Origin of the sequence: Pseudomonas sp. LSJ-87 (assembly GCF_032971465.1) — a bacterium.
Lineage (GTDB): Bacteria > Pseudomonadota > Gammaproteobacteria > Pseudomonadales > Pseudomonadaceae > Aquipseudomonas > Aquipseudomonas putida_Z.
In genome coordinates, this window is sequence record NZ_JAWJYQ010000058.1 from 1 (window position 1) to 22,328 (window position 22,328).

General features: G+C 65.0%; 24 protein-coding genes. 21 read left to right on the forward strand and 3 right to left on the reverse strand.

Annotated features, from left to right (window positions below; genetic code table 11):
- From bamA to RYH74_RS24175, 16 genes are all read left to right on the forward strand, one after another.
- Positions 1 to 1,030: outer membrane protein assembly factor BamA (gene bamA, locus RYH74_RS24100; protein WP_317410359.1), on the forward strand; the 1,030-nt coding region annotated here is incomplete at its 5' end.
- A gap of 121 nt (positions 1,031 to 1,151) precedes the next feature.
- The gene (locus tag RYH74_RS24105; RefSeq protein ID WP_075045283.1) at positions 1,152 to 1,535 is read left to right on the forward strand and encodes a hypothetical protein; all 384 of its coding nucleotides are present in this window, start codon (positions 1,152 to 1,154) and stop codon (positions 1,533 to 1,535) included.
- A 14-nt stretch (positions 1,536 to 1,549) separates the two neighbouring features.
- Positions 1,550 to 2,515 carry an endonuclease gene (locus RYH74_RS24110; RefSeq protein WP_085616401.1) on the forward strand — a complete coding sequence of 322 codons (966 nt, stop codon included), beginning with the start codon at positions 1,550 to 1,552 and terminating at the stop codon, positions 2,513 to 2,515.
- Between the two features lie 146 nt (positions 2,516 to 2,661).
- Entirely contained in the window at positions 2,662 to 2,970 is a 309-nt protein-coding gene (locus tag RYH74_RS24115) for a hypothetical protein (RefSeq protein ID WP_075045285.1), read from the forward strand.
- Between the two features lie 48 nt (positions 2,971 to 3,018).
- On the forward strand, positions 3,019 to 3,570 hold the full coding sequence (locus RYH74_RS24120) for a YbhB/YbcL family Raf kinase inhibitor-like protein (RefSeq protein WP_025339230.1): 552 nt from the start codon (positions 3,019 to 3,021) through the stop codon (positions 3,568 to 3,570).
- A 555-nt stretch (positions 3,571 to 4,125) separates the two neighbouring features.
- Positions 4,126 to 5,181, forward strand: a complete 1,056-nt coding sequence (locus RYH74_RS24125; RefSeq protein ID WP_317410360.1) for a 3-deoxy-7-phosphoheptulonate synthase — start codon at positions 4,126 to 4,128, stop codon at positions 5,179 to 5,181.
- Between the two features lie 80 nt (positions 5,182 to 5,261).
- Positions 5,262 to 5,543, forward strand: a complete 282-nt coding sequence (locus RYH74_RS24130; protein WP_003258780.1) for a peptidylprolyl isomerase — start codon at positions 5,262 to 5,264, stop codon at positions 5,541 to 5,543.
- 13 nt (positions 5,544 to 5,556) lie between these two features.
- Entirely contained in the window at positions 5,557 to 7,482 is a 1,926-nt protein-coding gene (locus tag RYH74_RS24135; RefSeq protein WP_317410362.1) for an extracellular solute-binding protein, read from the forward strand.
- Positions 7,479 to 8,537, forward strand: a complete 1,059-nt coding sequence (locus tag RYH74_RS24140; RefSeq protein ID WP_317410364.1) for a microcin C ABC transporter permease YejB — start codon at positions 7,479 to 7,481, stop codon at positions 8,535 to 8,537. Before RYH74_RS24135 ends, RYH74_RS24140 begins: the two co-directional genes overlap by 4 nt.
- Positions 8,537 to 9,553 carry an ABC transporter permease gene (locus tag RYH74_RS24145; RefSeq protein ID WP_025339234.1) on the forward strand — a complete coding sequence of 339 codons (1,017 nt, stop codon included), beginning with the start codon at positions 8,537 to 8,539 and terminating at the stop codon, positions 9,551 to 9,553. Before RYH74_RS24140 ends, RYH74_RS24145 begins: the two co-directional genes overlap by 1 nt.
- A 139-nt stretch (positions 9,554 to 9,692) precedes the next feature.
- Positions 9,693 to 11,087, forward strand: a complete 1,395-nt coding sequence (locus tag RYH74_RS24150; protein ID WP_317410366.1) for a sigma-54 interaction domain-containing protein — start codon at positions 9,693 to 9,695, stop codon at positions 11,085 to 11,087.
- Positions 11,088 to 11,371: 284 nt separating this feature from the next.
- Positions 11,372 to 12,763 (forward strand): GntP family permease, encoded by a 1,392-nt coding sequence (locus tag RYH74_RS24155; RefSeq protein WP_317410368.1) that lies wholly within the window; start codon positions 11,372 to 11,374, stop codon positions 12,761 to 12,763.
- A 10-nt stretch (positions 12,764 to 12,773) separates the two neighbouring features.
- Positions 12,774 to 13,544, forward strand: a complete 771-nt coding sequence (gene hbdH / locus RYH74_RS24160; RefSeq protein ID WP_317410369.1) for a 3-hydroxybutyrate dehydrogenase — start codon at positions 12,774 to 12,776, stop codon at positions 13,542 to 13,544.
- A gap of 55 nt (positions 13,545 to 13,599) precedes the next feature.
- Positions 13,600 to 14,079 carry a serine protease inhibitor ecotin gene (gene eco / locus RYH74_RS24165; RefSeq protein ID WP_015270251.1) on the forward strand — a complete coding sequence of 160 codons (480 nt, stop codon included), beginning with the start codon at positions 13,600 to 13,602 and terminating at the stop codon, positions 14,077 to 14,079.
- Positions 14,080 to 14,222: 143 nt separating this feature from the next.
- Positions 14,223 to 16,178, forward strand: a complete 1,956-nt coding sequence (locus tag RYH74_RS24170) for an acetoacetate--CoA ligase (protein WP_317410370.1) — start codon at positions 14,223 to 14,225, stop codon at positions 16,176 to 16,178.
- Between the two features lie 202 nt (positions 16,179 to 16,380).
- Positions 16,381 to 16,656 (forward strand): peptidylprolyl isomerase, encoded by a 276-nt coding sequence (locus tag RYH74_RS24175; RefSeq protein ID WP_013972552.1) that lies wholly within the window; start codon positions 16,381 to 16,383, stop codon positions 16,654 to 16,656.
- A gap of 17 nt (positions 16,657 to 16,673) precedes the next feature.
- Here RYH74_RS24175 and RYH74_RS24180 read toward each other — a convergent pair whose 3' ends face one another.
- Positions 16,674 to 17,297, reverse strand: coding sequence for a LysE family translocator (locus RYH74_RS24180; protein WP_075045292.1), 624 nt, complete (start codon positions 17,295 to 17,297; stop codon positions 16,674 to 16,676).
- A gap of 131 nt (positions 17,298 to 17,428) precedes the next feature.
- Here RYH74_RS24180 and RYH74_RS24185 point away from each other — a divergent pair, with 131 nt between their 5' ends.
- Together RYH74_RS24185 and RYH74_RS24190 are read left to right on the forward strand one after the other, a co-directional pair.
- Entirely contained in the window at positions 17,429 to 18,247 is an 819-nt protein-coding gene (locus RYH74_RS24185; RefSeq protein WP_317410373.1) for an AraC family transcriptional regulator, read from the forward strand.
- A 198-nt stretch (positions 18,248 to 18,445) separates the two neighbouring features.
- Complete coding sequence (locus RYH74_RS24190) at positions 18,446 to 19,060, forward strand: LysE family translocator (protein ID WP_137164050.1); 615 nt, start codon at positions 18,446 to 18,448, stop codon at positions 19,058 to 19,060.
- Here RYH74_RS24190 and RYH74_RS24195 read toward each other — a convergent pair.
- On the reverse strand, positions 19,008 to 19,733 hold the full coding sequence (locus tag RYH74_RS24195) for a metallophosphoesterase (RefSeq protein ID WP_317410374.1): 726 nt from the start codon (positions 19,731 to 19,733) through the stop codon (positions 19,008 to 19,010). The genes RYH74_RS24190 and RYH74_RS24195 overlap by 53 nt on opposite strands.
- Before the next feature lie 75 nt (positions 19,734 to 19,808).
- Between RYH74_RS24195 and RYH74_RS24200 the strand changes: the two genes are divergently transcribed.
- From RYH74_RS24200 to RYH74_RS24210, 3 genes are all read left to right on the forward strand, one after another.
- On the forward strand, positions 19,809 to 20,324 hold the full coding sequence (locus tag RYH74_RS24200) for a DUF3016 domain-containing protein (protein WP_317410376.1): 516 nt from the start codon (positions 19,809 to 19,811) through the stop codon (positions 20,322 to 20,324).
- Between the two features lie 76 nt (positions 20,325 to 20,400).
- On the forward strand, positions 20,401 to 21,144 hold the full coding sequence (locus RYH74_RS24205) for a carbon-nitrogen hydrolase family protein (protein ID WP_317410378.1): 744 nt from the start codon (positions 20,401 to 20,403) through the stop codon (positions 21,142 to 21,144).
- Entirely contained in the window at positions 21,141 to 21,383 is a 243-nt protein-coding gene (locus RYH74_RS24210) for a hypothetical protein (RefSeq protein ID WP_025339246.1), read from the forward strand. The genes RYH74_RS24205 and RYH74_RS24210 overlap by 4 nt, the downstream gene beginning before the upstream one ends.
- Before the next feature lie 4 nt (positions 21,384 to 21,387).
- On the opposite strand, the gene RYH74_RS24215 is transcribed toward RYH74_RS24210, so the two are convergent.
- The gene (locus tag RYH74_RS24215) at positions 21,388 to 21,888 is read right to left on the reverse strand and encodes a methylated-DNA--[protein]-cysteine S-methyltransferase (protein WP_025339247.1); all 501 of its coding nucleotides are present in this window, start codon (positions 21,886 to 21,888) and stop codon (positions 21,388 to 21,390) included.
- Positions 21,889 to 22,328: the final 440 nt, after the last annotated feature.

Genomic DNA, 22,328 nt, shown 5'->3' on the forward strand with positions numbered 1-22,328 from the left:
GAGCAACTTCCTCGGTACCGGTAACAAGGTGTCCATCGGCCTGACCCGCAGTGAGTACCAGACCAAGTACAACTTCGGCTTCACCGACCCCTACTTCACCGCCGATGGCGTCAGCCTGGGCTACAACCTGTTCTACAACAGCACCGACTACAGCGATTACTACGACGACGGCGTTTCGTATTACGCGATCGACAGCTACGGTGCCGGGGTCAGCTTTGGCTACCCGATCAACGAAACCTCGCGCCTGACCTATGGCCTGACCCTGCAGCACGACAACATCTCGCCCGGCACCTACAGCGCCGACGAGATCTACGACTTCATCGCCCGCGAAGGCAAGAGTTTCAACAACCTCAAGGCCTCGATCGGCTGGTCGGAATCGACCTTGAACAAAGGCGTGCTGGCTACTCGCGGCCACTCGCAGAGCCTGACGCTGATGGCCACCACCCCTGGCAGCGACCTGTCGTTCTACAAGCTGGACTACAGCGGCCAGACCTACCTGCCGCTAACCAGCAACACCTCGCTGCGCCTGCATACCAGCCTGGGCTACGGCAACGGCTATGGCTCCACCGACGGGCTGCCGTTCTATGAAAGCTACACCGCAGGTGGGCTGGGTTCGGTGCGCGGGTTCAAGGACGGCAGCCTCGGCCCGCGCAATACCCCGGCCACCGGCACCTACGCCAGCGCCGGGCAGGCCTATTACTCCGACCGTGACACCGACGTGCTGGGCGGCAACATCCTGATTGCCGGCGGCGCCGAATACATCTTCCCGTTGCCGTTCGTGAAGGACCAGAGCCAGCTGCGCAGCTCGGTGTTCGTCGATGCCGGCAACGTGTACGCCGACACCTGCTACCTGTCGACCACCCAGGGCTGCGGCAGCGTGGACCTGGCACAGGTGGCCGTGTCGCTGGGGGTTGGCGTGACCTGGTACAGCCCAATGGGGCCGTTGAGTTTCAGCCTGGCGGCACCGCTGAAGAAGCCGGATGGGGCAGAAACCCAGATCTTCCAGTTCTCGCTGGGGCAGACCTTCTGATGCCTGATGCCGTAACGCGCTGGCGTTGAGCATTACCCGCTTTTACCCCTGCTTAACCCAAGTTGACAGTGACCTTGCTTAAGCTGGCCAGGACTCGTACCCCGCCCAGCAGGACATGCCCATGCCTCCCTTCACACCATGCTTCCCCACTTCACTGCGCCCCGACGAAGTCCCGGTCGCGCTACTCGACCTGGTCCAGCAGCGCCTGGCCGGGCTGCTCGGCCCGCGCTTCACCGTGGTGCTGGGCGGCAGTGGCAACGGTGCCGGGGTCAGCCACTACCACCTGGCAATCCAGCACAACCAGAGCGGTGTTTCCCTGGAGGACACCGGCGCCGTCGGCACCGGCTTCATCGAGCGCCTGCTGCGCATGGCCACCCAACTCAAGGCCATGCTCGACTCGGCCACGTTCAGCAGCATGGGCAGCGACGACCCGCGCCGCCCACTGGTGTGGATCAGCGAGCTGGCCTGCCCCAAGGAAATGATTACAATGCATGCCCCAACCTGAAATATGTTTTCCCCATGAAATCACTGCTTTACGCCGTATCCTTACTGTTTTCCTTTACCCTGCCCGCCCTTGCCAGCCCACCGGCGACCTTCACCGAAGCCAAGGTGGTGGCCAAGCAGAAGGTGTACATGGACCAGGCCAGCAGTGCCATGGGCGACCTGTACTGCGGTTGCAAATGGGCCTGGGTGGGCAAGTCTGGCGGGCGTATCGATGCCGCCTCTTGCGGCTACCAGACCCGCAAGCAGCAGAACCGCGCCGAACGCACCGAATGGGAGCACATCGTGCCGGCCTACACCTTCGGCAACCAGCGTCAGTGCTGGAAGAACGGTGGCCGCGAGCATTGCGTGGATGACGACCCGGTGTTCCGCGCCATGGAGGCCGACCTGTTCAACCTGTACCCGGCAGTGGGCGAGGTCAACGGCGACCGCAGCAATTTCAACTACGGCATGGTTGCTGGCAATGCAGGGCAATACGGGCAGTGCTCCACCAAGGTCGACTTCGTGCAGCGTGCTGCCGAACCGCGTGACGAAGTGAAAGGCCTGGTCGCCCGCACCACCTTCTACATGTACGACCGTTACAAGCTGAGCATGTCGCGCCAACAGCAGCAGTTGCTGATGGCCTGGGACAAACAGCACCCGGTGTCGGCCTGGGAGAAAGAGCGTGACCGGCGCATTGCCGCGATCATGGGGCATGCCAACCCCTTCGTGACCGGGGAACGCAAATGGACCGCCAACTACAAGCCAGTCGGCAGTGGCGTGGTACAAGCGGTGCCGGCGAAGGCTGCCAAGCCAGAGGCCAAGCCGAGCCTGGCCAGTGCCGGGTCGGTGGGGGCGGTGCTTGGCAACCGCAACAGCCACGTCTATCACCTTTCCGTCGGCTGCCCGGGCTATACCCAGGTTACCGCGAAGAACCAGGTCACCTTCGCCACAGAGGGTGAGGCGCAGGCAGCGGGTTATCGCAAGGCGGGCAACTGCCGCTGATCGCCTTCCTCGGGGCCTGCGCGGCCCCTTTGCAACCGAGCGGGCTGCACGGTAGCCCGCAACAATGACCATCCGTCGCCCAGACGGCACCCCACTCCCCGCCCCCAGCCCAACGAATGACAGATCATCCGCAAAGGAGACGTTCCATGATCCGCATTCGCCCACTCTCACTGTGCCTTGCCCTTGCCCTGGCCAGCGTCACTGGCACCAGCTTCGCCGCCACCGACACAGACACCGACAGCCGCCCGCAAACCGACCAGTACGGTGGCAAGACTGCCGGTGAAGACAGCAGCGTCAACAGCCCAGGCAGCAGCAAAGCCAACGACAGCAGCGACACCGGCAGCAACAGCGATGCCGCCGACGGCGCCGCTGGTGGCTCCAACAGCACCGGCGAAGCCACCGGCTCCGGCGCCGGGCACTCGGGTGGCACCGCCGAGGACCAGGACAGCCATTGAGGCCGGCCTGGGCTACACTGCGCCGGAACGCCCTGCCAAGGATTCACCATGAACCTCAAACCCTGGCTGCTCGCCGCCCTGCTGCCGTGCAGCGCCCTGGCCGTCGCTGGCGGCCAGGGCGCACTGTCGATCAGCTCTTCGTCGTTCACCGATGGCGGCGTGATCGCCTTGCAACAGGTTGGCCCGGACCCGGCCTGTGGTGCCGGCGAAGAGCGCACCCCGCAACTGAGCTGGGACAACCTCCCCGCAGGCACCCAGTCGCTGGCCCTCATCATGTTCGACCCGGACGGCGGCAAGGGCATTGGCGTGGTCCACTGGATCGCCTACAACATCGACCCGGCCCAGGATGGGCTGAAGGAAGGCGTCGCCGGGCTGACCGGGCAAGGCGTGACCGTGGGGCGCAACTCGCGGGGCACGCTCAGCTACCGCGGCCCCTGCCCACCCGCCGGCGACAACCCGCACCACTACGCACTGACGCTGATCGCCACCGACCTGCCATTGGGCACCCTGCCCGAAGGCCTGGACCGCAGCGGCCTGCTGCAACTACTGCAAGGTCACGCGCTAGGGGCGCAGAGCCTGGTCGGGCGCTATGGCCATTGAACCGTGCGGTACAAAAACAATTGATCACCCCCATAGCATTTATCCATTGAATGGCCCGGCCGAACTGAAGTAAGCTCGGGCTCATTCACTGGAGAGCAACATGCCGAAACACACCCGCAACCACGCCAACCACACCGGTCGCAGCCTGCGCCCTGTGCTGGCCGTTGCCGGCTGCGTGGCACCTGCCAGCTATTACTTTGGGTATTGGTTTAGCCACTAGGCGCCGATACCCACACGGCGCCCACCTTCGAGGGGCCGCCGAACATGAGAATACTCAAACCCCCGGTCGGCTCCCCGACCGGGGGTTTTGCTTTTCAGGCCTTTGAACAACACCGATTCACATTGAGGACAGATTCATGAACTACGCCACTTATTACTACGCAAACACCTACGCCTGGCGATTTAGCCAATCCCGTTCGGGCCAGCCTGCCGCCTCCGTTCGGTCTTCCACAGGTGGCAATGCAGCAGCCAATACGAATTCAACGATCTGTCGAACACCTCGATAGGGCCGACCACGCGGGCCAGAACCCGCCGTCCGCCCAGGGAAAAAACGCCATGCAATCTTCCAGCCTCGCCCTGACCCAGCCGCAAGCGGCCAACACCACCGTCAGCCAGCGCCTGCCCAGCCCGCACCTGCTCAAACAGCAAATGCCGCTGTCCAGCGAACTTACCCAGCAAGTCCATGCCCACCGCCAGGCCATCCGCGACATCCTCGAAGGCCGCGACCAGCGCCTGCTGGTGATCGTTGGCCCGTGCTCGATCCACGACCCGCGCTCGGCCCTGGAATACGCCGACCGCCTGGCCGCCCTCAGCCGCGAAGTCGACGACAAGCTGCTGCTGGTGATGCGCGCCTACGTCGAAAAACCCCGCACCACGGTCGGCTGGAAAGGCCTGGCCTACGACCCGCACCTCGATGGCAGCGACGACATGCACGCCGGCATCGCCCTGTCCCGCGGGCTGATGCTGAACATGATCGAACGCGGCCTGCCGGTTGCCACCGAACTGCTGCAGCCAATGGCCGCCGGCTACTTCGATGACCTTCTGGCCTGGGCCGCGATTGGCGCGCGCACCACCGAGTCGCAGATCCACCGCGAAATGGTCAGTGGCCTGGAGCTGCCGGTCGGCTTCAAGAACGGCACCGACGGCGGCATCGCCATCGCCAGCGACGCCATGCGCAGCGCCGCCCACCCGCACCGCCACTTCGGCATGGATGCGCAGGGCTACCCGGCCATCATCGAGACCTTGGGCAACGCGGACACCCACCTGGTGCTGCGCGGCGGCCACAAGGGCCCGAACTTTGACGCCAACAGCATCGCCATGGCCCGCCAGGCGCTGGCCAAGGCCGGGCTGCAGGCGCGGATCATGGTCGATTGCAGCCATGCCAACAGCGGCAAGGACCCGGCGCGTCAGCCGGCGGTTTTCAACGATGTGCTGGAGCAGCGCCTGGCCGGCGACCGTTCGATCGTCGGCGTGATGATCGAAGGGCACCTGTTCGACGGCTGCCAGGCGCTGGGCAAGGGCGCGCTGAAATACGGCGTGTCGATCACCGACGGTTGCCTGGGCTGGGCCTCGACCGAAACCCTGTTGCGCGAGGCGGCACAAAAACTCTAGGCAGCGGGTTGCAAGCCTGGCGAGACATACCCCGGACAAGTGCGCTAGGCTTGCCTTTTTTACCCCAAGGAGCAGTACCCATGGCCCGTGCAACCGCCCGCCACATCCTGGTCAGCAGCGAAGAGAAATGCAACGAACTGAAAGCCCAGATCGAAGCAGGCGCCGACTTCGCTGAAATCGCCAAAGCCAACTCCACCTGCCCGTCCAGCCGCCAGGGCGGTGACCTGGGCTCGTTCGGCCCGGGCCAGATGGTCAAGGAGTTCGACACCGTGGTGTTCAGCGCCCCGGTCAATACCGTGCAAGGCCCGGTGAAGACCCAGTTCGGCTACCACCTGCTGGAAGTGACCAGCCGCCAGGACTAAGTCCTCGCAGCCGATGAAATCCCCTGTGGGAGCGGGCATGCCCGCGAATAGGCCAGACCAGGCAATCTCATTGTCTGATCTGACGCATTCGCGGGCACGCCCGCTCCCACAAGTACTTTGGGGGCTTGTGTTTGCGTGCATGAGCTTGATGGCCCACGCCGCCTCTACCCACGCCCTCACCGTCTACGGCGAAGCCCCCCGCTACAACGCCGGCTTCCAGCATTTCAACTACGTCAACCCCGAGGCCCCCAAAGGCGGCATCCTGCGCCGCTCGGCCATCGAGATCGGCCAGTTCGACCATATCCTGCCGTACATCGACAAAGGCATAGGTGTCAGCGAGGTCGATGGCCTGCTGTACGCGCCACTTGCCGTGCGCTCGTTCGATGAACCCTACACTGTCTACGGCCTGATCGCCCGGCGCATGGAGCGCGGCCCGGAGGATGCCTGGCTGCGTTTCGAGATCGACCCACGCGCCACCTTCGCCGATGGCAAGCCGGTGCGCGCCGAGGACGTACGCTTTACCTTCGAGCTGCTGATGAGCAAGGGCAGCCTCAAGTACCGCACCCAGTTCGCCGATGTTGCCGGCGTCATCGTGGAAAACCCGCACAGCGTGCGCTTCGACTTCAAGCCCGACCACGGCCGCACCCTGCCGCTGGACCTCGCCAGCCTGCCGGTACTGCCCGAACACGACTGGCAGCAGCGCGATTTCGCCAACGGCGCCGGCTTCGACAAGCCGGTCGGCAGCGGGCCGTACCGTATCGGGCGCATCGACAACGGCCGCAGCATCACCTTCGAGCGCGACGCCAACTGGTGGGCGCGCGATCTGCCGGTCAGCCGTGGCCGCTACAATTTCGACAAGCTGCGCATCGAGTACTTCGGTGATACCGAAGTGGCGCGGCAGGTGCTCAAAGGCGGCGGCTACGACTACAACCGCGAATTCTCCGCCACCGCCTACACCCTGGGCTACAACGGCGCGCAACTGGACGACGGCCGCCTGCAGCGCGCCCACCTGGGCCCGGCCAAACCGCAGGTAGCCCAAGGCTTCGTGTTCAACCTCGACCGGCCGCAGTTCAAGGACCGTCGCGTGCGCCAGGCGCTGGGCATGCTGTGGGACTACGAGTGGAGCAACCGGCAGATGATGCGCAACATGTACATCCGCCAGCAGAGCGTGTTCTCCAATACCCCGCTGGCCGCCCGCCAACTGCCGGATGCCGGCGAGTTGAAACTGCTCGAACCGTTGCGCGGCAAGGTGCCGGACGAAGTCTTCAGCACCGTGTTCACCGCCCCGGTCACCGATGGTTCGGGGATCATCCGCAAGCAGCAGCTGCAGGCACTGGCGCTGCTCGAACAAGCCGGCTGGCGCCCCGAAGGCGACCGCCTGGTGAACAGCCAGGGCACGCCGCTGGCGTTCACCTTCCTCAACGGCCAGGCGGGCATGGAGCGCCTGCTGCTGCCGTGGAAGCGCAACCTGGCCCAGATTGGCGTGACCCTGGACATCCGCAACGTCGATTCGGCCCAGTACGTCAACCGCCTGATGGCGCGTGACTACGACATGATCGTCACCGGCTACCCGGTCACCCTGTCGCCCGGCGCCGAGCTGTACAACTATTTTGGCTCGGCAGCGGCCCACGACCCTGGGTCGAACAACCTGATGGTGCTGCAGGACCCTGCCGTGGACCGCCTGATCGACGGCCTGGTGCGCGCCGACACCCAGGCCGACATGCTGCACCACGCCCATGCCCTGGACCGGGTGCTGCAATGGAACTACTACTGGATCCCCAACTACTACCCACCGGGCAGTTCCACTGCCTGGTGGAACCGCTTCGGCCTGCCCAAGGTCCAGGCTGCCTATGACGAAGGCCTGGACACCTGGTGGGAAGTCAGCCCCACCGCGCTGACCAACGCGCAAATGGCCGAGCGCCGGAAATCCTCGCCATGACCACCTACATCCTGCGCCGCCTGTTGCTGATCATCCCGACCCTGCTGGCGATCCTGCTGGTCAACTTTGCCATTGTCCAGGCCGCGCCGGGTGGCCCGGTGGAGCAGGCGGTGGCACGCCTGCAGGGCATCGGCGGCGGCGCTCCCGGTGCCCGGGCCGAGGTGGTGCACGGCGAGTCACGGGCCACCCGTGGCCTGGACCCGAAACTGATCGAGGAGATCAAGCGCCAGTACGGCTTCGACAAGTCCGCCCCTGAGCGCCTGTGGTTGATGCTGGGCCAGTACGCCCGGCTGGACTTCGGCAACAGCTTCTTCCGCGGCGCCAAGGTCACCGACCTGATCCTCGACAAGTTGCCGGTCACCTTGTCGCTGGGCTTCTGGGCCACGCTGATCACCTACCTGGTGTCGATCCCGCTGGGCATCCGCAAGGCAGTGCGCCACGGCAGCCGCTTCGATGCCTGGAGCAGTGCACTGATCGTGGTCGGCTATGCCCTGCCCTCGTTCCTGTTCGCCCTGTTGCTGGTCGTGCTGTTCGCCGGCGGCACCTCGCTCAGCTGGTTCCCGGTGCGCGGCCTGGTCTCGGACAACTTCGACGAGCTCAGCCTGCTGGGCAAGGTCGCTGACTACTTCTGGCACCTGGTGCTGCCGGTCGGCGCCCTGGTGATCGGCGGCTTCGCCACCCTGACGCTGCTGACCAAAAACGCCTTCCTCGACGAGATTTCCCGGCAATACGTGGTTACCGCCCGCGCCAAGGGCCTGAGCGAGCGCCGGGTGCTGTATGGCCACGTGCTGCGCAATGCCATGCTGCTGGTGGTGGCCGGGTTGCCGCAGGCGTTGATCACGGTGTTCTTCGCCGGCTCGTTGCTGATCGAGGTGATCTTCTCGCTCGATGGCCTGGGCCGCATGAGTTACGAGGCGGCCGTGTCGCGGGATTACCCGGTGGTGTTCGGCACGCTGTTCATCTTCACCCTGGCGGGCCTGCTGATCCGCCTGATCGGTGACCTGTCGTACACCCTGCTCGACCCGCGTATCGACTTCGACACGAGGGCGCGCTGATGCTTTCACCGATCTCGCGTCGTCGCCTGCAACGCTTTCGCCGCAATCGCCTCGGCTGGGTTTCGCTGTGGCTGTTCGCCGCCCTTCTGCTGCTGAGCCTGTGTGCCGAGCTGGTGGCCAACGACAAACCGCTGCTGCTGGGCTACAAGGGCGACCTGTACGTGCCGGCGCTAAAGCGCTACACCGAGCAGCAGTTCGGCGGCCAGCTGCCGTTCCAGCCAGACTACCGCAGCGCCTATGTACGCCAGCTTATCGAGCAGCAAGGTGGCTGGATGCTGTTCGCCCCCATCCCGTTCAGCGCCGATACCCCCAACTACGACCTGCAGGTGCCCACCCCCAGCCCGCCGAGCGCGAGCAACTGGCTGGGTACCGACGACCAGGGCCGCGACGTGCTGGCCCGGGTGCTGTATGGCACCCGGGTATCCTTGCTGTTCGCCTTCGCCCTGACCGTGGTCAGCGTGCTGATCGGGGTAGCGGCCGGTGCTTTGCAGGGCTACCACGGCGGCTGGGTCGACCTGGTCGGCCAGCGCCTGCTGGAGGTGTGGTCGGGGTTGCCGGTGCTGTACCTGCTGATCATCCTCAGCGGGTTCGTCGAGCCGGACTTCTGGTGGCTGCTGGGGATCATGGCGCTGTTCTCCTGGCTGACCCTGGTCGATGTGGTGCGCGCCGAGTTCCTGCGCGGTCGCAACCTGGAGTACGTGAAGGCCGCAAGGGCGCTGGGGTTGCCAGACAGCCAGGTGATGCTGCGGCACATCCTGCCCAATGCCATGAACGCAACGCTGACCTATGTGCCGTTCATGCTGACCGGGGCGATCACCACCCTGACTGCGCTGGATTTTCTTGGTTTCGGCATGCCGGCCGGGAGTGCTTCGCTGGGAGAGCTGGTGACCCAGGGCAAACAGCACCTGGAGGCGCCGTGGCTGGGCTTTACCGCGTTCTTTGCGCTGGCGGTGATCCTGTCGCTGCTGGTGTTTATCGGGGATGCCTTGCGCGAGGCGTTCGACCCCAGGGGATAGGTTTTCAGGTCTGGCCTCTTCGCGGGTAAACCCGCTCCCACAGGGTCACCACAAACCTTGAGGACTGTGGGGTACCTGTGGGAGCGGGTTTACCCGCGAAGAGGCCGGCCTGCTTTTACAGATTTCAGGATTTCTACCCATGCACGACAGCGACAGCCTCAAGGACTACCCCCAGGTACGGCAACTGGCGATCCGCTCGTTGTTCGAGATCATCGAGCAGTCCAGCGAGGGCACGGTAATCGTCGACCGCCAGGCGCGCATCGTCTGGATGAACGAGCGCTACGCCCGGCGCTTTGGCCTGGCCGACGCCGCCAGCGCCATCGGCCAGCCATGCGAGGCGGTGATCCCGGGCAGTCTGATGCGCGAAGTAGTGAGCAATGGCCGGCCAATCCTGCTGGACATGCTCGACACCCCTAACGAGCCGCTGGTGGTAATGCGCCTGCCCATCCACGACGACCAGGGCGCGCTGATCGGCGCCATCGGCTTCGCCCTGTTCGATGAGTTGCGCAGCCTGTCGCCACTGCTCAAACGCTACTCCAGCATGCAGCAGGAGCTGGCCTCGACCCGCTCGCAATTACGCGCCCGCCAGGCCAAGTACAGCTTCGCCCAGTTCGTTGGCAGCAGCGCCGCCAGCCTGGAGGCCAAGCGGCGCGCCCGGCGTGGCGCAAGCAGTGACTCGCCGGTGCTGCTGCTGGGCGAAACCGGCACCGGCAAGGAACTGCTGGCCCATGCCATCCATGCGGCGTCGGCGCGGGCGCACAAGGCGTTTGTCAGCATCAACAGTGCGGCCATCCCCGAGACGCTGCTGGAAGCCGAATTCTTCGGCACCGCCCCCGGCGCCTTTACCGGCGCCGATCGCAAGGGCCGCAGCGGCAAGCTGCAACTGGCCGAAGGCGGCACGCTGTTCCTCGACGAGATCGGCGACATGCCGCTGGCCCTGCAGAGCAAGCTGCTGCGGGTGTTGCAGGAGAAGGAGTACGAGCCGGTAGGCTCGAACCAGATGCTGCGCAGTGATGTGCGCATCATTGCCGCCACCTCCATCGACCTGCAGGCCGCCATCGCCCGCGGGGCATTCCGCGCCGACCTGTATTACCGGCTGAATGTGCTGCCGATCGAGGTGCCGCCACTGCGGCAACGGCTGGAGGACCTGCCGGCGCTGTGCGAGGCCATCCTGGGGGAACTGGGCAGCCAGTATGAGCTCGAGGCCGAAGCGCAGCAGCTATTGGCGCGGCATGCTTGGCCGGGGAACATTCGCGAGCTGCGCAATGTGCTGGAGCGGGCCACGCTGCTGGCGGATCAGCCGCGGTTGGGGGTGGCGGATCTACGGGCGGCATTGGGGCCGTTGAGCCCCGTGGCGGCTGCGCCTGCGCGCCAGACTTACCGTGAGGCGTGTGAAAATTTTGATCGTGAGCTGATTGTTGGGGCATTGGCCGAGTATGCGGGAAATGTGCCGCAGGCCGCGCAGGCATTGGGGTTGGGGCGGTCGACCTTGTACAAGAAGATGGTAGCGCTAGGTATTTCGTCTCTAACTTGAGACTTATGTTTCTGATTTGAGATTGTTGCGAGGGCTTCGCCCTCGATCGCCGGCAAGCCAGCTCCCACAAGGTATTGCACCGCTTTCAGAACTTTTGGATAACCCTGTGGGAGCTGGCTTGCCGGCGATGGGCTGCAAAGCAGCCCCTACAGTCTCAAAATGTAGACAAGATATTTAGAAAAACAAAATTAATCATTTAAAATCATCAACTTACAGATCTGGCACGATTCCCGCTATCTCCTGCTCACCGATAAAAACAAGACTCACCCAGGAGACCCACCCCGATGACCGTGCTCATCGCCCTAGCCGCTCTGGCCCTGCTGATGCTGGCTGCCTACCGCGGTTACAGCGTAATCCTCTTCGCCCCCATCGCCGCCCTCGGGGCGGTACTGCTCACTGACCCGTCCGCCGTGGCCCCCGCATTCACCGGGGTGTTCATGGAGAAAATGGTCGGCTTCATCAAGCTCTACTTTCCGGTGTTCCTGCTGGGCGCCGTGTTCGGCAAGCTGATCGAGCTGTCCGGCTTCTCGCGCTCGATCGTCGCCGCCGCCATCCGCGTGCTCGGCACCCGCCAGGCGATGCTGGTGATCGTGCTGGTCTGCGCCCTGCTCACCTACGGTGGCGTGTCGCTGTTCGTGGTGGTGTTCGCGGTGTACCCGTTCGCCGCCGAGATGTTCCGCCAGAGCAATATCCCCAAGCGCCTGATCCCGGCAACCATCGCCCTGGGCGCGTTCTCGTTCACCATGGATGCCCTGCCCGGCACCCCGCAGATCCAGAACATCATCCCCAGCACCTTCTTCAACACCACCGCCTGGGCCGCACCCTGGCTGGGCCTGATCGGCACGCTGTTCGTGTTCTGCACCGGCATGGCCTACCTGCAGCGCCAGCGCAACAAGGCCCAGCGCGCCGGTGAAGGCTATGGCAGCGATTTGCGCAACGAACCGGAAACCGCAGCCGACCTGGCGCTGCCCAACCCCTGGCTGGCCCTGTCGCCGCTGCTGCTGGTGGGGGTGATGAACCTGCTGTTCACCCACTGGATCCCGCAGTGGTACGGCCCCAGCCACAGCCTGCAACTGCCCGGCATGAGCGCGCCGGTGCAAAGCGATGTGGCCAAGCTCACGGCCATCTGGGCGGTGCAGGCGGCGTTGCTGGTGGGCATCCTGATGGTGCTGGTGTGTGCCTTCGGCGCCATCCGCACCCGCCTGGCCGAAGGCACCAAAAGCGCCGTGGGCGGCGCCTTGCTGGCTGCCATGAACACCGCCTCGGAATACGGCTTTGGTGCGGTGATCGCCTCGCTGCCGGGCTTCCTGGTGTTGGCCGACGCCCTGCGCGGCATCCCCAACCCACTGGTCAACGAAGCCATCACCGTGACCTTGCTGGCCGGCATCACCGGCTCTGCCTCGGGCGGCATGAGCATCGCCCTGGCGGCCATGGGCGACAGCTTCATCGCCGCCGCCAATGCCGCCGACATCCCGCTCGAAGTGCTGCACCGGGTGGCCGCCATGGCCAGCGGGGGCATGGACACCCTGCCGCACAACGGTGCGGTCATCACCCTGCTGGCCGTGACCGGGCTGACCCACCGCGAGGCCTACAAGGACATTTTCGGTATTACCCTGATCAAGACCCTGGCGGTGTTCGTGGTCATCGCCACGTTCTACGCCACCGGCGTCGTCTAAGGAGCTTTGCATGACCCTCAAAGGCAAGACCGCACTCGTCACCGGTTCCACCAGCGGCATCGGCCTGGGCATTGCCCAAGTGCTGGCCCGCGCAGGCGCCAACATCGTGCTCAACGGCTTCGGCGACCCTGGCCCGGCGCTGGCCGAGATCGCCCGGCACGGGGTGAAGGCAGTCCATCACCCGGCCGACCTGTCGGACGTGGCCCAGATCGAAGCGCTATTCGCCCTGGCCGAGCGCGAGTTCGGCGGCGTCGACATCCTGGTCAACAACGCCGGTATCCAGCACGTGGCGCCGGTGGAGCAGTTCCCGCTGGAAAGCTGGGACAAGATCATCGCCCTAAACCTGTCGGCCGTGTTCCATGGTACGCGCCTGGCCCTGCCCGGCATGCGAGCGCGCAACTGGGGGCGCATCATCAACATCGCCTCGGTGCACGGCCTGGTCGGCTCCGCCGGCAAGGCGGCCTATGTGGCGGCCAAGCACGGCGTGGTCGGCCTGACCAAGGTGGTGGGCCTGGAAACCGCCACCAGCAACGTCACCTGCAATGCCATCTGCCCCGGCTGGGTGTTGACCCCGCTGGTGCAGAAACAGATCGACGATCGTGCTGCCAACGGTGGCGATCCGCTGCAAGCGCAGCACGATCTGCTGGCAGAAAAACAGCCATCGTTGGCCTTCGTCACCCCCGAACACCTGGGTGAGCTGGTACTATTCCTGTGCAGCGAGGCCGGTAGCCAGGTTCGCGGTGCCGCCTGGAACGTCGATGGTGGCTGGTTGGCCCAGTGACGGGCGGCCTGGGCCTGGCGACGGTCTTGCATTCGTTTATCTGCAAGGAGGCCCTATGCGCCCAACCCCGATGACCGCGATCCTGGCCCTGACCCTGGCTGCCGCCGCACCTGCGATGGCAGCCAGCCTGAAGGACGTCGCGCCCTACCCCGAGGCGGAAAAAGGCTTCACCCGGCAGGTCATCCACCTGCCGGCCCAGGCTGATGAGTCGGCCTATCAACTGGAAATCCTCGCCGGCAAGACCCTGAAGGTGGACTGCAATCGCCAGCGCCTGGGCGGCAGCCTGGAGGAACGTACCCTGGAAGGCTGGGGCTACAGCTACTACCGCCTGGACAAAGTCAGCGGCCCGGCCAGCACGCTGATGGCCTGCCCCGATGGCAAGAAGACCGAGGCCTTCGTGCCAGTGGTCGGTGAAGGCTTCATGCTGCGCTACAACAGCAAGCTGCCGGTGGTGGTATATGTGCCCAAGGACGTCGAAGTGCGCTACCGCGTCTGGACCGCGTCGCAGGACGTGCAAAAGGCTAAAGTAGAGTAACGCGCAAGCCTTTGGCCTTGATGATGCCTTCATCGCCGGCAAGCCGGCTCCCACAGGTTGGTCACTGCACTCAAGACCTGTGAGGTTCCTGTGGGAGCTGGCTTGCCGGCGATGGGGCCCTTGCAGGCAACAGGAGGTTCGGCATGAACGATGTGCTCTGGCGCCCCTCCACGGCGCAGATCGAGGCCAGCCGGATGGATGCCTTCCGCCGCCGGGTCAACCTGCGCTACAACCTGCAACTCGACGACTACCAGGCGCTGCACCGCTGGAGCATCGAGCAGCGCCCTGCCTTCTGGCAAACCCTTGCCGACTATTTCCACGTTCACTGGCATACCCCGCCGAGCCAGGTGCTCAGCGAAGGGCCGCAGATGCCCGATGCCCAGTGGTTCAGCAACGCCACCCTCAACTTCGCCGAACACCTGCTGCGCCGCCGCGACGACCGCCCGGCCCTGGTCGCCGTGCGCGAAGACGGCCAACGCCAGCTGTTCACCCATGCCCAGCTGGCGGCCCAGGTGGCCGGCCTGCAAACAGCCTTCAAGGCCGCCGGCATCGTCCCCGGCGACCGGGTAGCCGCGGTCATGCCCAATACCTGGCAGACACTGGTCGCCATGCTTGCCTGCACCAGCCTCGGTGCGGTGTGGTCCAGCTCCTCGCCCGAGTTTGGCGTACACGGCATCATCGACCGCTTCGGCCAGATCGAGCCCAAGCTGCTGATCGCCTGCGCCGGGTACCAGTACGCCGGCAAGGCCATCGACCAGGTGGACAAGGTCAACCAGGTGTGCGCGCAGCTGCCCGGGCTGCAACGGCTGATCGTGGTGCCCCATACCCGCAGCGGGACGCGCGCCGACGAATTCCAGGCCGCCAATGTCAGCCTGTGGGAAGAGTTCTATCACCCCGGCGGCGAGCCCCGCTTCACCCCGCTGCCCTTCGACCACCCGCTGTACATCCTGTATTCCAGCGGCACCACCGGTGTGCCCAAGTGCATCGTCCACCGCGCCGGCGGCGTGTTGTTGCAGCACCTGAAGGAACATGGCCTGCACAACGATCTGAAGGCCGATGACGTACTGTTCTACTACACCACCTGCGGCTGGATGATGTGGAACTGGCTGGCCAGCGGCCTGGCGGTGGGCGCCACACTGGTGCTGTACGACGGCTCGCCGTTCCATCCCGGCCCCGAGCGGCTGCTGGACCTGATCGACGCCGAGGGCATCCAGGCCTTCGGTACCAGCGCCAAGTACCTGGCGGCATTGGAGCAGGCAGGCCTCGAACCTGCGGCAAGCCACCGCCTGGAACGCTTGCGCCTGCTGCTGTCCACCGGCTCGCCGCTGTCGCCACACAGCTACGACTACGTGTACCGCAAGATCAAGGCCGACCTGTGCCTGGCGTCGATGTCCGGCGGCACCGATATCGTCTCCTGTTTCGTGCTGGGCAACCCGACCCTGCCAGTGCGCCGTGGCGAGATCCAGTGCAAGGGCCTGGGCATGGCGGTGGAAGTGTGGAACGAGCATGGCCAGCCGGTGCAGGGCGAAAAAGGCGAGCTGGTGTGCACACGCAACTTCCCGTCCATGCCGCTGGGGTTCTGGAAGGATACGGACGGCAGCCGCTACCACGACGCCTACTTCAGCCAGTTCCCGGGGGTGTGGGCCCAGGGCGACTATGCCGAACAGCGTGCCGACGGCGGGCTGGTGATTCATGGCCGCTCCGATGCCGTGCTCAACCCCGGCGGGGTGCGCATTGGCACGGCGGAGATCTACCGGCAGGTGGAAAAGGTCGAGCAGGTGCTGGAAAGCGTGGCCATCGGCCAGGACTGGCAAGGCGACGTGCGGGTGGTGCTGTTCGTTCGCCTGCGTGACGGCCTGCAGCTGGATGAGGCCCTGCGCCAGCGCATCCGCCAGGTGATCCGCCAGTACACCACGCCCCGTCATGTACCGGCGGTGATCGTCCAGGTCGATGACATCCCGCGTACCATCAGCGGCAAGCTGGTGGAGTTGGCGATTCGCAATGTGGTGCATGGCTTGCCGGTGAAGAACACCGACGCCCTGGCCAACCCCGAGGCGCTGGAGCAGTTCCGGGATCGGAAGGAGTTGCGCACTCCGTAATGAAGGTATTCACCGTCATTGTGGGAGCGGCCTTGCGTCGCGAAAGGGCCGCAAAGCGGCCCCAGAAATCTATGCTTCGCTGCTGAAATCCCGGGGCTGCTTTGCAGCCCTTTCGCGACTCAAGGCCGCTCCCACAATGGCCTCAACCCGACCCGTTAAGGCATAATGCCCACCTTTTTCGCCCCCGAAGCACAGGTACCCCATGAAAGCCCAAGCCCGCCACATCCTGGTCAAGACCGCTGACGAAGCCGAAAAGCTCAAGCAGCGCATCGCCAATGGCGAGGCTTTCGACGTGCTCGCAAAAAAGTTCTCCACCTGCCCTTCGGGCAAGCGTGGCGGCGACCTGGGTGAAATCCGCCCCGGGCAGATGGTCGGCGCCATCGACCAGGTGATCTTCAAGAAGCCCCTGCGCGTGGTGCACGGGCCGATCAAGAGCAAGTTCGGCTATCACCTGGTGCAGACGTTCTACCGCGACTAAGTGTCGAGTACGCAGTTCTAGCGCCGCGCAGCCAGCAGCCCGAGGCCGGCGCAGCCCAGCAATGAGGCGCTGACCCGGTTGAACAGCCGGCGTGGGCCGGGCTGGCTGAACCAGCGCTGCAGGTACGCTCCCAGGCCGGCGTAGATGGCGATGGCGGCCCATTCCAGCAACAGGAACAACACTCCCAGCCAGAGGAACTGCTCGCTCACCGGGGTGGCGCTGCCGACCGAGACGAACTGCGGCAGGAAGGCGGTGAAGATCAGGATTGCCTTTGGGTTGCCAGCGGCCACCCAGAACTCCTGACGTGCCAGGCGCCAGGTGCCGCGTGGGTGATCGCTTGCCATCACCGCCTCGCCCACCGGTGCCCGCCACAGTTGCCAGGCGATATAGAACAGGTACGCCGCCCCCACCACCTTGATGGCCAGGAACAGGTATTCGCTGGTGTGCAGCACCACTGCCAGGCCCATGGCCGCCAGGGCGATCATGCCGCTGAAGGCGACGATACGCCCGCCACCGGCCACGCAGGCCGTACGCAGGCCGTAACGGCTGGCATTGTGCAGCGACAGCAGGTTGTTCGGCCCCGGCGCCATGTTCAGGGCGAAGCAGGCGGGGATGAAAAGCAGCAGGCTTGAGAGGTCCATTATTGTTTTCCTTTGGCAACAGGCGTCTATTTCGGCGGGTAGCGGGCCTTGCGGTCAAGTTACAGCCAGCGGAAAAAACTGTATGGGTGCACGGCGCCTGATAAGCTGCCGCACATACCGAGGACCCTGTGATGCCCCGTTCCCATGCCGCGCTGTGGCGCGACCCGGCCCTGCCGCATGTCGAAAGCCGCCGCGCCTGCCATAGCCGCGCCTGCTACAAGCCCCACAGCCACCCGACGTTTTCCATCGGTGTGGTGGACGCCGGCCACAGTCATTTCACCGGTGCCGGCAACGGCCAGCAACGCCTGACACCCGGCACGCTGGTGCTGGTCCCGGCACGCCGGGTACATGCCTGCAACCCCGAGCCCGGGCAGGCGTGGAGCTATCAGATGCTGCATGTGGATGCCGACTGGCTGGCACAGCTGCACCTGGAGTCAGGTCTGGAGGGTGCCGGGCCCGGCGAGCCGGCACGTATCTGCCAGGTGCCGGAGGTGTATCGGCAGTTCTGCGAACTGAACAGCCTGCTGTTCTCCAACGCCAGCAATGGTGAGAAGGATGCGGCGCTGATTGCCTTTCTGGGTGACCTGGACTTTGCCAGGCACGCGCCGCTGGCACCGGCACCGGCCCTGGGGGCGACCGCGTTGAGTGGGCTGATTGCGCACATCGAAGGCCAGGACCCGGCGCAGTTGAGCCTGGCGGTACTGGCCCGGCAGGCCGGGCTTGGGCGTTACCAGTTGATTCGCGCATTTCGCGCGGCCACCGGGTTTACACCGCATGCCTACCTGCTCAATGCCCGGGTCAACCGTGGGCGGCAATTGTTGGGTGAAGGGCAGGCACTGGCGGAGGTGGCCTATCGGCTCGGGTTTGCCGACCAAAGCCATTTCCAGCGGGTGTTCAAGGCCCATGTGGGGGTGACACCGGGGCAGTATCGGGATTTGCACAGCCTCTGAGACCACGGGGGCGCGGTGCGCCCCTTTCGCGACACAAGGCCGCTCCCACAAGGTGCTGCGTACGCCGTTCAATGTGGGAGCGGCCTTGTGTCGCGAAAGGGCTGCGCAGCAGCCCCGGCAATGGGCCTGCAATATTGTTCAATACGGCATGAGCGCCGAGGGGCAGAGTCAGGCTTTACGCCAGAGCAACCTCACCCAATGCAACAGTTCCTGATCATCGCCCTCGCCCACTTCCTCGCCCTGCTCTCTCCCGGCCCGGACTTCTTCCTGGTCGCACGCACCTCGGTCAGCGCCGGCTGGCGCGTCGCGAGCGGCGCCTGCCTGGGTATCGCCCTGGCCAATGGCGTGTTCATCGCCATGGCTTTCACCGGCCTGTCGGTACTGCAGGAAGGCAGCCTGCTGTTCACCGCCCTGCAACTGGCCGGCGCCGGCTACCTGCTGTACATCGGCACCCTGTTCCTGCGCCATGCCGGGCAAACCAGCCTGGGCGCAGTCGCTGGCAAGCAGACCGCCCAAGGGTGGTGGCGGGGATTGGGCATGGGGTTCCTGTCCGGCATCCTCAACCCCAAGAATGCGCTGTTCTATGCCAGCCTGGTCAGCATGGTCGCCAGCGCCAGCTTTGCCTGGAAAGCAACCTGTGCCCTGTGGATGTTCAGCATCGTGCTGCTGTGGGACCTGCTGGTTGCTGTGGCCATCGGCAACCCGCTGGTGCTGCGGCGCTTTGCCCGCTGCCTGCCTTGGCTGGAGCGGGCCTCCGGGGTCATGCTGGTGCTATTGGCTGCGGCACTGTTGTTTCACCTGGCCTGGGGCTGACCAGTTGCAGGGTCCGCATGTCCATCAAGGTGAAATGGCCACTGGCCCAACCCCCGGTATCCAGGTGCCAGACATTGCCCAGCAGCTTGGCTTCCAGTACCGGCGTGTGGCCCACCAACAAGGCACGCAGGCCCTGCACGGGCTCGGTATCACCTACCTTCAACCGCCGCCGCGACCATTGGCACACTTCCCGTACTTGCGGGTCGTCCTCCAGTTCCAGCCAGGTCCTCAACACCGTCCAGTCGGCATATGGGCTGTCGGCATGCAGCAGCCCTACCAGGCCCGCTGCACTTTCAACCTCTATCGCAATCGGCAGCTGCTCGAAGCGCTCCACGAAACGCAACTGCTCGCCCCGCGGCAGGTCAAGAAACCAGCCACCCCCGGCGGCGCGGTACATGTCCAGATCGAGCCGCCCGCCGCGCACGCGGGTGATTGCCAGGGCCTCATGATTACCTTGCACGGCATGGAACCAGGGCTGCGCCAGCCATTCCAGCGCCGCCTCGCTGTCCGGGCCACGGTCGACCAGGTCCCCCACACTGAACAGGCGGTCCACGGCCGGATCGAACCCCACCGCATCCAGGCATTGCTGCAGGCGCTGGAAGTGACCATGGATATCGCCCACCGCCAGGTCACGCCCCCGCAGGTTGGCAATCAGACGCCGAAACCGTGCCATTACAATCTTCCTCTGCTGGTAGCGCCATGCCAGGGGTAAAATGGAGGCACACGCAATCTGCCCCGGAGGTGCATCATGCGTACCGCCCTCGTGTGTGCCGTGCTCATGGCGCTGTCACTGGACAGCATGGCACAAGGTGCCCCGGCCGCGCAGGTCGAGGTACGTTTCGACCATCCGGAAAAATTCCGCGATGCCAGCCTCGACAGCCACGGGTACGAGCGTGGCGCCGACGCCTATGTGATGAAAACCCTGACCCAGTACCTGCAGAAGCTTGGCCAACGCTATCTGCAACCTGGCCAGCAACTGGTCATCGACATTCGCGACATCGACCTGGCCGGGCGTTTCGAGCCCTGGCACAGCCAGGCCTACGATGTACGTTACATGCGCGAAATCACCTGGCCGACCATCGACCTCAGCTACACCCTCAGCCAACCGGGCAAACCCGACCAGCAGGCGCAGGAACGGGTCAGCGACAAGATGTACCTCAGCCGCCCGGGCCGGGTCACGAGCAGCAGCGACCGCCTGTATGCCGAAAAGGCCATGCTCAACGACTGGTTCCGCCAGCGCTTCGCCGTCCACCCGGCATCCTGAAAAACCCTTCACTGGTACAGGCGTTGGTGCCGGTAGTATGCTCGGCCCTTCAACCTGTACCAGGGAAGGGTTTTTCATGAAGTTGTGCGCCGTGCAACTGGCGTCGCTCAAGGGCGATGTGCAAGCCAACCTCGAACGCCACCTGGCCTGCATCGAACAGGCCGCGGCCCTTGGCGCCGAACTGGTGGTATTTCCCGAACTGTCACTGACCGGCTATGAGCCAACCCTCGCGCGCCAGGCCGCCCTGCCTGTCAGTTCGGCGCGGCTGGACCCGCTGCAGGCAGCCTGCGACCGGCTTGGTATCACCGTCGCCGCAGGCCTGCCACTGCCGACCCCTGATGGCATTCGTATCGGCATGCCAATCCTCAGCCCCGGTGCACCGCGCCAGGCCTATGCCAAGCGGCGCCTGCATGATGATGAACTGCCCTGGTTCAGCCCAGGCGATCAAGCCTTGTTGCTGCAGGTAGGCGCGCACCGGGTAGCGCCTGCGATCTGCTACGAATCGATGTTCATGGCGCATGCGGCAGCCGCGCGGGAACACGGCGCCGACCTGTACCTGGTCAGCGTGGCGAAAACCGCCAAGGGCATCCGCGAGGGTTACCAGCACTACCCCGAGGTGGCTCGTGAGTTGGGCATGACGGTGTTGCTGGCCAACTGCGTGGGGCCGGCCGATACCTTCATTGGTGCCGGCGGCTCGGCGGCCTGGGACAGCCAGGGGCGCTTGCTGGCCAGCCTGGACGACCACAGCGAAGGGCTGATCGTGCTGGACACCGCCAACGCCAGTGCCATGGCGGTGCCCCTGGCCCCGCACCCGGCATGATCTATCTGTTCCTGGCGTTGCTGAGCTATGCCTGTACCTACTACCTGACGGGTCTGCTGATTCAGGGGCAACTGGCCGATGTGGCCGAGGGTTTGCGCCACCGGCCCGACGCGCCGACACCTGGCGAGTACCTGCGCGCAGTCAAGCCCCATGCGCGCCGGGCTCATCGACAGTACACCCTGATGGCCGGCACGGCGTTGGCCGTGCTGGTCTGCCTGGCCGCCAGCTGGTTCTGCTGACGCCTTACAGGTCCAGTGCCAGGCTTTGCCGGCCCTCCAGCGCCAGCAGGTACTGCTTGGCCGCCAGGCCACCGGCAAAGCCGGTGAGGCTGCCCGAAGCACCGATCACCCGATGGCACGGGGCGATGATCGAGATCGGGTTGCGGCCATTGGCGGCGCCTACCGCGCGCACCGCGCTGGGGTTGCCGATCTGCCGGGCGATGTCGCTGTAGCTGCGGGTTTCACCGAACGGTATCGCCAACAGCGCGGCCCACACCTGACGCTGGAATTCGGTGCCGGCAAAATCCAGCGCCAGTTCGAAGCGCTGACGTTTGCCGGCAAAGTACTCGCCGAGTTGACGGGCGGTTTCCAGCAGTACCGGGCACTGGTCATCGCGGTGCAGGGCGCCAAGGCGCACACGGTTTTCCCGCTCCTCCTCCCAGAGTACGGCTGCCAGGCACTCGCCACGGGCTACCAGGGTCAAGGTGCCGACGGGCGACTGCATGAAGGTGAATGCGCTGGACATAAGCAGGCTCCTGCCAGGTTGCGATCAACCTACTGTACGCATCCACAGCCCTGCCTGCATCCGCTTTCTTGCTCAGGCAATCACGCAACCGGAACATCGGCCTCGCCATATTGCCCGGACCAGAGTGCCATCCACCGCGTCGTCTGCTTCGCGGGTGAACCCGCTCCCACAGGGCCCCCATCAGCTGAAGGAATGCGCCATACCTGTGGGAGCGGGCGCGCCCGCGAACACCGGCGCAGCCGGTGCCATCCACCGCGTCGCCTGCTTCGCGGGCATGCCCGCTCCCACAGGGACCTCACCAGCTGAAGGAATGTGCTGTACCTGTAGGAGCGGCCTTGTGTCGCGATGGGCTGCGAAGCAGCCCCAGAATCCTGTGCCTCAATAATAGGTCCGAGGCTGCTCGTCAGCCTTGTTCAATACCGTCCCCACCAGGTTCACCC